Origin of the sequence: Ruegeria lacuscaerulensis (assembly GCF_013034745.1) — a bacterium.
Taxonomy (GTDB): domain Bacteria; phylum Pseudomonadota; class Alphaproteobacteria; order Rhodobacterales; family Rhodobacteraceae; genus Ruegeria; species Ruegeria lacuscaerulensis_B.
In genome coordinates, this window is record NZ_WQGP01000002.1 from 267,168 (window position 1) to 280,284 (window position 13,117).

A 13,117-nucleotide genomic window follows, 5' to 3' on the forward strand; every position below is an offset into this window, starting at 1 on the left:
AATGATGAACACCGCATTTTCATATGCCTGCAAGGATTGCGAGGGCATGGAGGCCTGCCCAGGCAAAGTGATCGCAGCGACCAAAGATGAAGTATGGAAACTCATGGAACTCCACGCGGTGGTCGCTCATGGAGAGGACCCCAGCTCTTGGGATGCCGACACTCGAGAATATCTGGAAACACTGATAAAGCCCGCGTGATCAAATAAATTAAGCTTCAAGTTCCTACGGGTAATCGGCCAAAATTATCAACTTGGTTTGTTTAACCGCGAAGGGCAGCTTTCCTCCGCAGCTGGGAAATTGCTAGGCCCATTTGTGAGTATCCGGTTTGGGCTGCGGCCTACCGCCAAGGCGCCTAGAAGCGCAAGGCCATCACGAACCCAAATCGGAAACGTCTGAGATTGGTTTCCATCACAAACCATCCTGCTACAGCGAAACCCTGCTTCTATTCAGGCAAACCGGCTAGTCGCAAAGACGCACAGTCTTTCTCCAGCCTTTTTCTGTCAGAGAAAAGTTGAGTATTCGCCCAGTCCGATATGGAAAACTGAGGGCGGTATTTCATCACATTCCGTGCTTCATCGCGAGCGGCCTCAAGGTTCTCCGTCTCTACATGGACGATTACGAGGTCGAGGTGACCAAAGCCTTCAACCCTTTGACCATATTCGGTGAATGCTTTCTTGGCTTCCTCGTATTGACCGTCGAGTCGAAGGGCTAAACCCAGAACGCCTGCGTACCAACCTGGATAGTGAGGGTTCAGGGTAATGGCTTGTTGTGCGACTTGGATCGCTTCATTTGCCTGGCCATTGAAAGCTAGGGTGATTGACAGTCTGGCAGCCACGTCAGCGTGGTTTGGATTCAGCGCTAGTGCCTCGTTGAACTTCTCGATAGCCGAAACCAGCTTGCCATCGATTGCATCCGCAAAACCCGCAATAGCGTGAGCCTCTGGGTTGTAGCTGTCTATTTCCAGAGCCCGCTGAGCGCAGTCACGAGCCTCCGCTAGCGCGGCACGCCGGTCAGCAACAAATCCATGTCGTGCTTCGACAGTGCAAATGAATCCCAAAGTACAATACGGAGCCGAGTAACCCGGGTCGAGTGCAATTGCCTGTTGTGCAAATCGGCGAGCGTCGGCCTGAGCTTTCCTGGTAATTCTGCGCGAAGCCTCAACGGCCTTTAGTTGAGCAGTCCACGCGCCTAGGTTATTTGTGCCGGATCCTCTGAAACGAGCCATTTCTCCCGCCAACAGTTCGACTTGAAGCTCGGTTGCAATCCTAAGTGCGATTTCATCCTGAACTTCGAATACATCTTCAATGAGGCGATCATAGCGGTCTGCCCAAATATGCATGCCGGACTTTGCATCGATTAGCTGTGCTGTGATCCTCACCCGGTTACCGCTTTGACGGACACTTCCCTCAAGAACAAGATCGACACCCTGCTCCAGACCGACCTGTTTCACGTCAACGGAGCGACCTTTGTAGACGAATGTAGAGTTACGCGCGACAAGCAGTAAATTCGGGAGTTTTGATAAAGTGGTGATGATCTCTTCGGTAATTCCATCTGCAAAAAACTCCTGATCGGGGTCAGAAGAAAGATTATCGAAAGGTAAGACGCCGATTAGCAGAGACTTTGTATGGCTAGCCGGAGTTACTCGCGGTGGGGCAGAACCTGGCGGCGACCATTGGAAAACTTCTATTGGTGACGGCGCGTTCTTAAACTGTCGCTCTCCAGCGCGATAAAATTGCTCAGCGAGGCGCTCGTCAAGGCTGCGATGGACGACATCTGAAATTAACACAGCCCCTTCGTTGGAAGCCTCTTGTAGACGTGCAGACAGATTGATGCCATCGCCGAAAATGTCATCGTCGTCGAATACGACATCTCCAAGATGCACGCCCACTCGTAGTTTCAATGAGGACTGAGTTGACACCTGGCTTTGAAGATCAAGGGCGCATCGTACTGCATCAGATACCGAGTTAAACTCGACTATCCATCCATCACCCATCCTCTTAACGACATTACCTCGATGATCGCTAACCAAAGGATCAAATAACTCTCGACGTAGAACACGAAGTTCGCTGAGAGTCCTATTTTCATCTGCCTTAATCTGGCCTGAGTAGTTTACTACATCGGCCGAGAGTACTGCGGAAAGTCTGCGGTCTCCATTCATGTCTATTGGTAGCGCAAATTACGCTGCTTGGAAAAGACAACATGATTTTCTGAACGTCGCGCATGTCCTAGTGAATGGCTTAGTGCAAAACTGAAAAGCGTGACTGTGAATGTCTGCTTCGGGCTGAGAGCGGTCATCGATTGGTCGGGCTCTCTACTAAATTAGACAAAATCATCCCCACACGACTTATCCACAGGACACACTGTCCGGGAATTATGGGCACAGTGACATTTGTAGAAGCGCTTATCTTGTTTTTTGCGCCTTGCAAGAAAGAACACCCCCGCGCAGTGCGTCGCCATAGACTTGTCCTTTCGGCCCTATAAAGACCAGACGCGTGTGTGGACCTGTCTCTGTCCAACAGTCGCCCTCTCGCATGCTCCATCTGGAACCGACTCTTTGGAAGATCAAACGCTGATCCGGCTTTTGGGCAATGAAAACAAATCCCTTTGCCCTGAGTATCGTATCAGGCAGATCAGAGAAGAACTGCTGCAAAGCTTTTTCGTCGAGCGCGTCGTTGGTTTCCACACTGATGGTTTCAAAACCGTGTTCGGCTTCGGGCACAGGGGATTCATAATCGGAGACGTCTTGTTTTGTGTCAATGCCAAGCGCCACATCTGTCGGTATCCGGCCTTCAATAGCCTCAAGTATTGGCGTATCCGCATACAGAGCCCCGACGCGCGACTTTGCTCGAGCGCGGCTTTCATCGGAAAGCAAATCAAGTTTGCTCAGCAAAATCATGTCCGCTGACACGAGTTGGGCGTTGAATAATTCGCGTGTCGCAGGGTCGCTCGCACGTGCTTCAAGTGTTTCCGCGTCGACAACTGTGATGATACCGTCAAGCCGGATCGCTTCATTTGCAAGCGCGATCTGAGCAATCGAGCCGGGTTCGGAAATGCCGCTACATTCCAGAACGATGGCATCTGGGCGATCTCTACGCTGGGCAATGTCGACGAGTGATTTGGACAGGTCACTCGCAACAGCACAACAGGCGCACCCGTTGGTCAAAGTAATCGTGTCGTCGGTTTGTTCGGCAATAAGTTCCGCATCGATGTTGATCTTGCCGAAGTCGTTCACCAAAACAACGATTTTGCGGCCTTGCGGGTCCGCCAGTAACCGATTGAGTAGAGTGGTTTTCCCCGCGCCGAGAAATCCTCCGATGATTGTTAAAGGCAGCGACCTTGCAGGGGCCGCCAATTCGCGAGGCATCGACATGGCGGCAAAGATCAAGCCAGCAATTGTTTGCCTCTGGTCAAGCGCTCGCATGAATTGATCATGCCGCGACGCGGTGTTTTGAGCATGCGGGCGCTCAGTCATTCGGCGCCTCAATAACGCGTCCACCCAAGACTGTGCCCCAAATACCAATGTCTTTGATTTTCTCTGGTTCGACTTCCATCGGGTCTTCCTCCAAGACGCAAAAATCCGCGAACTTGCCAACTTCAAGGCTTCCAATTTCGTTTTCGAGATTGAGAATGTAGGCGGCATCAATAGTAACAGCGCGCAATGCCCGCTCCACACTGATCCGCTCGCCAGGTGCGACGACTGTCTTTTCGTCTTCGGCCAGACGAGTGACGGCTGCATACACGGCAGTCAAAGGATGCATTGGCACGACGACCTGCGGGTAATCGGAGTGCAGCGCAAAAATCACGCCCTCTTTTTCCAAACTTCCAAGGCGGGCTTCGGTCTGCGCGCGGTCTGGGCCATAGGCATTTTCAGAATGCAGGAGAGCGCGGAAATGCGAGAAGTAATTGTTCACACTGGCGTTACCGCCTAGGGCCTTAAGGCGGCGCGCCTGCATCGGGTTGCTCATGGCATAGTGCTCGATGGTAAACCGATGATCGAACCGAGGATGTTCTGCCTGTAATCGAGCAAGTAAGTCCAAAGTAAAGTCTACCGCCTGATCGCCATTGGCATGGCAGTGGATCTGGTGGCCACCTTTCCAAAACGGCACCATGCCTTCATAAGTGGCGTCGCCCGGGAAACCATTTCCACCGTCCAGGTAGCCGGGAAAGTTCAACAGCGCTCCCATGAGTGGGAACGACCCGTCGCTCAGGAATTTAACACCGCCAATAAACAGGTTGTCCTTTTCGTGCTTGGCGAGCTCCCAAACAACGTCCGATGCCTTGTCCCCATGCGCCCCCACAAAGGACATGGCATGCGGTTTCAGACAGAACCGGATAGGCAGGTTCGGGTCTTCTGTTGCAGTTTCGTGGTCATTCAGTTCGGCGTCAATGTTCATCACGCCGAACATAAGGTCGGCGACTGTCGTAATGCCTGCCTTTAGAGCAATTTGACCAAAAAACTTCAAGCCGTCCACGCCACCCAATTGGGCGATAATTGGCATGATCGGGGCGATGCCAATCGAAACACCTTCCACCTCCGTGAAAACGCCGTTCAAGCGCCCGTCCGGATACTGCAAAATGTGGGTCGGGTTTGCACCATCCGCCACGTTGGCCATTTCGATGGCAGCTGAGTTCAGATAGGCGAAATGCGGTGCAAAACCCAAAATGTAAATGGGCCGCGTGGCCGTGATCTTGTCGAGCGTGTCACGATCAATCGACCCGCCTTGGTTCGCAGGGTCAAAGCCCCATGCGATGATGGGTTCACCTTCCTTTTTCGTCTCGTGGAGTTCGCCAAGATATTCGATCACATCGTCAAAGTGCGGATGCGCAGGGTTCATGCCCTCGCGTCCCGGCCAAGGCAGCGGCCCGATGTAGTCGACCGCCATGAAGCCTGCGGACATCCAGCAATGCGAATGCGGCTCGATCAAGCCTGGCAAGACGATTTTGTCTTTCAGAGTTTCATCGACCGTCACGTCGTAGCGCGACAGCCAAGGCTGCATCTGATCTATCGTTCCGAGCGAAAGGATACGGCCGTTCAAAACCGCGACGGCATCAGCCTCAGGTCGGCCCGGGTCCATCGTGCGAAATTTCTTAGCGATGAAAACCGTGACTTTTTCCTTGGTCATCCCAAACTCCTAAAATATCTCCATAACAAGGTTAATGCTCGGGATCGGGCAATCAAAGTAAATTGTGGAGAGTCGGACAATGCACACAACCGCAATCCTCGCCTAAAACGAAAAATAAGCATTTTGAGTTACGTGAGTGGGAGGATCCGTGTCAGCATCGTGTATGAGACTGGACACAGATTCTTATGAGCCACTTCGGGCTTATCCCTCGTGATTATGGAAACAAGAATTCTAAAATGTCGTTTTGGACACTTCTCATGATAAAAGTGCCTGCGGAGAAGGCAAAGCAAACCGCAGAAGCATTCATTCACCGCAACATTATCGAGGAATGCGCCGATGCCATTCCAGGCTTTCGCCACGGCGAGTTGATGGTGTCGCATGAAGGCGATGGGCAGCTTTGCGTTATGTGCAACTGGACGGATAAAGCCGCCTACGAGCAATGGGTCGCAAGCCCCATTCGTGACAAGCAAAATGTGGACGCCCTCGGCTTCCTAACAGAAAAAGGTTACGAAGCGACTGACATGCATACACTCATGTTCGACAGTCTGCACACCGTCGCACAAAAATAGCAACAAAATCGCTTTTGCTTCTTGGCTTTTCCCTGCGCCTGAGGGCAGACGCAGGACTCCGTTTTTAGTGCGTCATTTGTAAGACTGCGCCGCCGGGCAGCGATGCTGGCTCTTTCGATGGTTTGAACCGATGCACAATTTCGCCACTGGCCGGCACCCCGTCACACCCGGCGGGTTTTTTGTTTTTAGCTCCAATCATTTATTGGCTTGAGAGAGCTTTGACTGATACCGCCCTGCCCTTCTCAGATAGCATAAGTCCATTTTTCATTGGCATCTCACATATGCATTTGTATGAAAAGTTTTTTAATCATGCAGTTAGCCGCATAGTCGCCAAAGTTTCAACGCGTTCCAGAAAGCGACCCCAAGACGGAAAATTTTCGGCCCTCTAAGTTGAGGTTCGCCGCTGCGGTAGTTCGCTGGGTTCGGAACCATAGGACTCTTCCGCGGTCACGGAATCTGGGATTTCATCCCGCTTGAACTTTGTAATTCCAATACCAATCAAAACGACGGGTGTGATCCAGAGCAGGACGGCGTAAGGCGCTATCGAAAGAACGCCTATGCCCATTGTGCCCGCCACAAAGGCGCCATGAACGTTCCACGGAATCAATGGTGAAAAAATGGACCCTGATCCCGCTATTGCTGCTGAGGCGACATATGGTTCCAGACGAGCCTTTATATAGCGTTCTCGATAGGTCGCTGAATTTAGTATTATCGACATGTAAGGATCTGCCGTAGCCGCGTTCAAGCCAATTCCAGTTACTGCTGTAGCGACAATCAGACGTGCGCCTCCAGTGGCCCATGCCAGCAGCGGAGCAAGCAAGCGCCTAAGCATCCCGGAAAACTCGACCAGCGCTCCAAATGCAGCCGCAACGAGTATCAACCAAATAGTCGGCAACATGGACACAACGCCACCGCCTACGAATGTGGAGTCGAGTGTTTCACTCCCGCTGTTTAGTGAAAAACCGTTGCCCAATACTTCAAGTGAAAGCTTACCCCAGCCTCCTAACGTTCCAAGGCCCTCGTCGATCATTAACGCGTCAATCAGATCCTGCTGTGTAAATGCAGCGAGTACTGCCGCAGTTATTGCTCCTGCCATTAGCGACAAGAACGCGGTCGTCCGCGCCGACAGCACGAGAACCAAGATGAGTGGCAAGAATGAGATGAAAGACACGGTAAAATGCTCTTCAATAGCCTGGAGTATTTGAGCACTGTCATAGTTGTCAGACATACCGTGTCGCCAACCAAGAAAAAGGAAAAGCACTGCGCTAGCAATCCAGCCAGGCGCAAGGACAGTACGTAGCGCGCGTGCGTGGTCCTTAGCTTCGGCACCCACCACCGATGCCGTGAGAATGAAGGTATCCGAAATTCGACCTAGGCTGTCCCCCGTAAACGCTCCACAAACGGCAGCGGCTGCTGTGACCAGTGGAGAAACATGCATAGCTGGTGCGAGAGCTACAAACGGCAAACCCACAGCGGCTATCGTGGTGAATGAACTTCCAATTGCATACGAAAGACCAGATGCGACCACAAAGACGATTATGTACAGAAAGCGCGGCGAACCGTATTGAGCTCCGAAATAAATCACTGAAGCAATCGTCCCAGACATAAAAAGTGCTCCAATTAGAGCACCCACCGCAATCAGCACAAAAATTGTTCCCAGAGCTGAATTGATACTATCGGACATGACCGCCGCGAGGTCTTCGGCGGAATTGCCAGTCGTGATGGCGATCACAAGTGCAAGTGTGAGACCAAGCGTCATGGCAATCTGTAATGGACCATCTTCGGCTTTTTCACCGAACAGCAAAACTGATGCGAATATCAGTGACACCATTCCACCGACGGTTACGAGCGAGGCGATCAAAGAACTGGTAGCGCGAGATTCCACTTCATCGTTCATAACATCAATCCCCTGAGCCGATTATTTTAAGGTTCAATTGGTTTGCAACCTGGCGTTGCTTCCATATTGATATCGAAACGTGTTTCCGTACCGCAGACTGCAACAAAGCATACTTGGTCGTATCTTTCTAGTTTCCGGTTGTTTGCGGCCAAGTTCCTAAAACCAAGTGGGGGTTTGAAGGTGGGACTTTCCACGGCTTTCGTTCATGAGGGTTTGTCTTCTCGAGATTGACGGAGCGGGCTGTTTTCTTCATCGTTCGGTGTACTTTCCTCGCTCTTGCTTGTTTCTTCAGCCTCAGGCTCCTCAACCGACAACGGTTCCTCAACACTGCTTTTCTCATCGTCCGGGCCATCAAATTCCGGAGATCCTCTTGGGGGATAACGTAACGTGCCCTCAAGCCTGTCGCGTTCGGCAGTTGCAAAATCCGGGAATGGAAGTTCACGCCGGCGGCGCCACTGTTCAACCTGTTCGACGGCATGCTTTGACTTTGCAGCATCAAGCCCTCCGTCCTGAGACATGTAAACCGTTTGGCTGGGAAACGCGAAGCCAGTACCCGAAGCTTCGACAATTTCCTTCATTCTGAACAAGACATCTTCCTGAATAGCATAAAAAGCGTTCCACTCGCGGGTTTGAGCGTAAACACGGATTTCAATATTCAGAGATGAGTCTCCATACCCTATAAACCTCACCCGCGCTGTATCTGAAGTGATACGTGGGTGTGCGTACATCATTGAACGAGTTTCGGCGAGAACATACCTCAACTGGTCAGTATCCGTTTCAAGTCGCAAGCCAAGCGTTGTCCGGATCATCATTTCATCACAACGGGCCCAGTTGACGAGCTCCATATTCACAAACTTTGAATTCGGAATGGCTATCGTGGTTCGGTCCAATCCACGAACATGGGTTGATCGTACTCCAATGCTTTCAATTGTTCCTTCCTTGTCGAGGAACGAACAATAATCACCAACCTTCACAGCCTTTTCCATATAGATCACAAAGCCGCTGATCAGGTTCTCAAGGGTCGGGCGGATCGCGAGCGCGACTGCAAGACCGCCAACGCCAAGTCCTGCTATAATGCTTAAGAGCGGGAATCCTAGGGTTTGCGCACCGTAGGCGAGAATCCATGTGGCTCCAACAAGAGCGATAATATGGTTGAGCAAACGCATCATACTTTCATCATACTGACGCACAATGGACGTTTTTTTCTCGGCTACCCTGTCGCTTAAGAGCGACATAAATCGCCAGAAGGTTACAGCCGCAGCTGCATAGATCGCGATTGTTGCAAAGAACGTCTCCGTTAGAGCCAAAGAACCTGTCAAAAAGAGTTGGTTGTTAAAGAAATTGTTGAGCGCGAGTAAGATCAAAAGCCCTGCGCTGGCAAAAACGAACTTCCTTGTCGACTCTGGCATTTGTCCCGAAGCAACGCGACGGTTAAGCAGAAACCTAAGCCCGTAAAGAAGTGCCAGAGAGACAATTAAGAAGAAGACAGTGAAACAAATCTTCCAAATTGGAGTTCCCCAAAAGATTTTACGGGAGGCGGGGGGAAGGGCGTTTTCGACAAACAAAGGGATAAACGGTCCACTCAGTTGAAGAAAACGAGTGCTCCATAACTCGCCGATGCGATGCGGTGACTGCATTGCAATTTCACGCAAGTAGCGTGGAGCGATTTGCGACGAACTCGCCGAGAAAAGAAACTCACCCTCCCGGTTTCCCGCGTTGACCCTTTGGATTATTAGTGGGGTATTGGGCACCAAAAAAGTAGTTCGATCCTCCAAGTACACCGTCTCATCGTCGGGTAGAGCTTCCGCTTCTTCCGTTCCAACTTCACCAATGATGTCGATGAGAGCCAGGGCAGTTCTAATGCTCGCATCACGTCTCTCCGCAACGTTTTCTTCCGTTAGATCAAGAAGTGAAATGAGCGCATCACCGATTAGAACCAGTTGCTCCCATTGTTGAGCTGATTTCCCAACCTGGTATTCCAAGTAGATACCAATGAGTGCATCGCGCAAATTTTCCAATGACTGCAACGTGTCTCGTGGCGAATGCGTCAAAACTGGCGGCAGGCTTTCGAATGGCTCAATATCTTCCGTAATTGCCTGCGCAATCACTTGCTGACCGATAAATATCCAGCAAAGAAATGCGGCGATGACCTTTGTCCAGCGGCGTAAACCAAGAACACTCAGCACTGACGTGCCAAAAGAACATCTTTTTGCAGCACACTTCGCGCAAAAATCTTCTTGCTTTCGGGTGACGCGTAGCTCGTGTTCTTGGCTTGCTGGAAGGTTGATCATGCGCTCATTTTTTCCTCAAACCCCCTGATCCAATGCTTCCCGGAGATCATTCGTCCAATCAGCATCCCTAGGCCAATCGCGAGGAGATTACCAAACAGCGGCATGAGGTCTGCAATACCTGTCATCTCACCATGAGAAATCCACGTTTCGATTTCACGAACACCGTGAGATCCCGGCGACAACGCAAAAACGACCGGCACCATCAGCACAAACGTCGGAACAGCGCGTGGTTTTTGTGAAATCCACAAGCTTACGTACATACACACTGCTGCTGAAACCAACGTCCCAAAGATACCATTTGTGCCTATCGCTACGGCCTGCGCTGTTGCCGTGGAGAGCAGCAAGACGCCCAGTGCAGTCAGGAAATGGTCTTTGTCCATCTGAAACGCCCACATGATACCAAGAAGGAATGGAATTCGAGCAAAATAGATGGCCCACCACGGAAACTCCTCGCCGTCAGGCGCAACAGGGAGAAGAGCTGAGACCGGTGTCGAAGTAACAACCGCAGCGAAGTATGCACCAGAAGCCAACAGCACCAGTATGAAGACACTGTAGAAAAATCGATCTACCGCAGGCGACCACCTACCCTGCGCCAGCTCGTAAGCCTGCATACTGATGGAGTCTCCTGGGATGAAGACAAAAGTGGATGCGATCAGCAAAAGTCCCGGTGCAGCTAAGGCATAACCCGTTTGCCAACCGACCATAGCAATCAGGCCACTCGCAAATGCTGCAATTAAGGGACCAAGCCTCGCCAAAGCCGGGTTCTTGTCCACGGCCAAAAACACAGCACCAGTTGCCATGCCCGTCAAAATACCGAAAAAGATACCTTCCCACGTACCGACGACTTCAACAGCAAAAGCCGCCGACACCGAGACGACGCCAAGCCAAACGAGCAATGGCGAATAAGGAGGTTTACTCGACTTCAGATCAGAAAGATTTTTGCAGGCTTCTTCCGGAGTCAGCTTGCCTTCAAAGACATCTGCGAGGTGGTTCTTTAGTTTTTGAGTGTTCGTGAGCGCCGGGAACCCAGGCATATCTACCTTCACGAGAACCGTCTGACCTTTGTACTCCAATATTGCAGACTCTGCACCATAGACGACCGTGACATCCTTTACACCAAAAGAGGCCGCAGCCTTTTCTACGACTTCCTCATGGCCTACGACGCCTTCCCAACTCCACGATAGAAGGAGCTGCATTAGATCGACCAAGTATTCCCTGATTTGTGCGTCGGGTTTCGCCGGGTCTGGTGTTTTGTTAGTCACTCGTTTTCCCTCTCATACGCTGGTCAAAGAAATCGTGTTGCACGCTTGGCCTACTATTCCATCTCCAGGAATTCGACTGTGATGCCGTCTGAGTTACGGACCCAAGCAACGGCATTAACCGGGCTGGAAAAATGATCGCTGTCCACCTCAATGAAGTCACCCAGAAGCGCAAAGCCGTGCCCGGTGGCTTTGGCAACCGCAGCCTTGGCATCATCAACGTAAACTCCGATGTGGACGGACCCCGTATCTACTGGCGTTGAGGAAATGACCGTGCGATTGGGCGGCGACTGGTAACAAAGCAACTCGATACGACTTCCGTTACCGGTCAGAAAAGCCTGCTCTGCCGTCGCATCTGCCACACCGATAAGGCGTCCGATCACCTCCGGCACCTGCTGCCGGAGCTCTACTTGGTAACCGAGACATTCCTCGAAAAACTGAATAGTCTTTCCAATATCGGTGACCGTAAAGCATGTATGATTCAGACTAACACAGTCGCTTTGTTCCACGAGCCTCTATCTCCGGTCCTAGAATAGTGCGATGTGGGCCGCGCGAAAGCATACGAGCGGCCCATCGATATTCAACCGCCTGCCAACTGCTTTGCCGCTGCGCGCATATAGCCGGGGTTGAGGTCCGGCGCGAGATTGACAGGCGACGTCGAGAAGAACACGCCCACGACATCGCGAGCCGGATCGGTGTAAATGCCCTGATACAAGTTACCGTGCTTGAAAAGCGCTCCGTCTTCCCACACTGCATCCCACTGGTGCGAGTTGAAGATTGGCATATCATTACCAAAGCACATCTTTACCCACGAATGGTCGGTAAAATCACCCGCCAGGTAGGCCTCTTTGCTGCTGGCGGTCTGCATCTTGCGCAGCACATCCGGCGACACTACGGGCTCTGCCGAAACCTTGCGCCAGCTTGGCGTAAATATCAGCGCATAGCGCGCTAGGTCTTCAAGCGTGGAATTCAATAAACCATAGCCAATGGCCAAACCGGCAGGAGAAATATTGATCGCCAATGGCGACCGCGCGCCGATTTTCGACCAGATACGCTCGCCAAGATAGGCGGTGTAGGTTTGTCCGGTCACGCTTTCCACTGCTGCGCACAATACTTTGGTGATAACGGAGCTATAGCGCGCAACTTTGCCCGGCGACTCGCCTGCTATGGGGGCTACGTCGCGCAGCACCTCATATTCATCTTCCTTTACCCCATCCGCATTCGGGATCCCAAAATCAGCCGCCAGCATCCGTTGAAACACAGAATGGGGGTCCATCGTGGCCTTGGCATCCTCGGAGATATCGAGACCTGACGCCATGTTCATCGCATCGATGAGCGCGACCTTGTCCCACTCGGACCCTTTTAGCATAGCCGCAAAATCAGTAACTGGCTTGGATGTGTCGACCTTGCCTTCAAGCTCTAGCATCGTAAGCAGAGTGCCCACGGCCGACTTAGCGACTGAAGCCCAGATGTGCATCTGTTCAGGATGCATGCCCGGAAAGGCTTCGTAGACGACCTCGCCTTTGTGCAGGATCATCACGCCTTGAAGCCTCGTGTCAAAATCCGCGATGTGGTCATCCAAGGTTGCACTTTCACTGCCGTCACCCAGCATGTAGGTTAAGTCCCCCAGCGATGGGTTTGGTCGACGAGCTAGTTCACTGACCGGACCTTTGGAATAGGTAAAGGCAGCCGGCACGAATTCGGTCATGTTTGTGGTGTAATACAGCGCGTGGTCGCCACCCAACTGCATGTGCGTGTTGCTAAAGTTTTTTCGGGCTGCGGCGACGAACTCGAGGTCGAACCCATCGTGTACGGCACCTACTGGCAGCGTTACTTTAGCGCCTGGTACGCTCATTGGATCGTCTGGTGCATGAACAATACGATGGCCTAAGGGCAGAAAAATACCAGAAATCTCTGACAGGGGCGTTCGTGGTTTCAATTCAGTTTCTCCTTTTCACAGTGCATTAGTTTTGCTCA

General features: G+C 51.7%; 10 protein-coding genes. 2 read left to right on the forward strand and 8 right to left on the reverse strand.

Annotated elements, in window-relative coordinates; genetic code table 11:
• The first annotated feature begins 4 nt into the window (after positions 1–4).
• The gene (locus GOV79_RS04815) at positions 5–199 is read left to right on the forward strand and encodes a DUF1059 domain-containing protein (RefSeq protein ID WP_170724476.1); all 195 of its coding nucleotides are present in this window, start codon (positions 5–7) and stop codon (positions 197–199) included.
• A 244-nt stretch (positions 200–443) separates the two neighbouring features.
• Here the strand turns inward: GOV79_RS04815 and GOV79_RS04820 are convergent, their stop codons facing one another.
• The 3 genes from GOV79_RS04820 to GOV79_RS04830 form a co-directional block, all read right to left on the reverse strand.
• The gene (locus GOV79_RS04820; protein ID WP_331252338.1) at positions 444–2,159 is read right to left on the reverse strand and encodes an adenylate/guanylate cyclase domain-containing protein; all 1,716 of its coding nucleotides are present in this window, start codon (positions 2,157–2,159) and stop codon (positions 444–446) included.
• Positions 2,160–2,402: 243 nt separating this feature from the next.
• A complete protein-coding gene (locus tag GOV79_RS04825) occupies positions 2,403–3,473 on the reverse strand; it encodes a CobW family GTP-binding protein (protein WP_170788790.1) in 1,071 nt (356 codons plus the stop codon).
• A complete protein-coding gene (locus GOV79_RS04830) occupies positions 3,466–4,971 on the reverse strand; it encodes an amidohydrolase (RefSeq protein ID WP_214648112.1) in 1,506 nt (501 codons plus the stop codon). Before GOV79_RS04830 ends, GOV79_RS04825 begins: the two co-directional genes overlap by 8 nt.
• Before the next feature lie 338 nt (positions 4,972–5,309).
• Here GOV79_RS04830 and GOV79_RS04835 point away from each other — a divergent pair, with 338 nt between their 5' ends.
• The gene (locus tag GOV79_RS04835; RefSeq protein WP_170724474.1) at positions 5,310–5,693 is read left to right on the forward strand and encodes an antibiotic biosynthesis monooxygenase family protein; all 384 of its coding nucleotides are present in this window, start codon (positions 5,310–5,312) and stop codon (positions 5,691–5,693) included.
• A gap of 385 nt (positions 5,694–6,078) precedes the next feature.
• On the opposite strand, the gene GOV79_RS04840 is transcribed toward GOV79_RS04835, so the two are convergent.
• From GOV79_RS04840 to GOV79_RS04860, 5 genes are all read right to left on the reverse strand, one after another.
• Complete coding sequence (locus GOV79_RS04840) at positions 6,079–7,590, reverse strand: Na+/H+ antiporter NhaC family protein (protein WP_170724473.1); 1,512 nt, start codon at positions 7,588–7,590, stop codon at positions 6,079–6,081.
• Between the two features lie 203 nt (positions 7,591–7,793).
• A complete protein-coding gene (locus GOV79_RS04845) occupies positions 7,794–9,881 on the reverse strand; it encodes a mechanosensitive ion channel family protein (protein WP_170724472.1) in 2,088 nt (695 codons plus the stop codon).
• Positions 9,878–11,143 carry a threonine/serine exporter family protein gene (locus GOV79_RS04850; protein ID WP_170724471.1) on the reverse strand — a complete coding sequence of 422 codons (1,266 nt, stop codon included), beginning with the start codon at positions 11,141–11,143 and terminating at the stop codon, positions 9,878–9,880. Before GOV79_RS04850 ends, GOV79_RS04845 begins: the two co-directional genes overlap by 4 nt.
• A 53-nt stretch (positions 11,144–11,196) precedes the next feature.
• Positions 11,197–11,649 (reverse strand): VOC family protein, encoded by a 453-nt coding sequence (locus tag GOV79_RS04855; protein ID WP_170724470.1) that lies wholly within the window; start codon positions 11,647–11,649, stop codon positions 11,197–11,199.
• Positions 11,650–11,720: 71 nt separating this feature from the next.
• A complete protein-coding gene (locus GOV79_RS04860; RefSeq protein ID WP_170724469.1) occupies positions 11,721–13,079 on the reverse strand; it encodes a serine hydrolase domain-containing protein in 1,359 nt (452 codons plus the stop codon).
• Positions 13,080–13,117 lie beyond the last annotated feature (38 nt).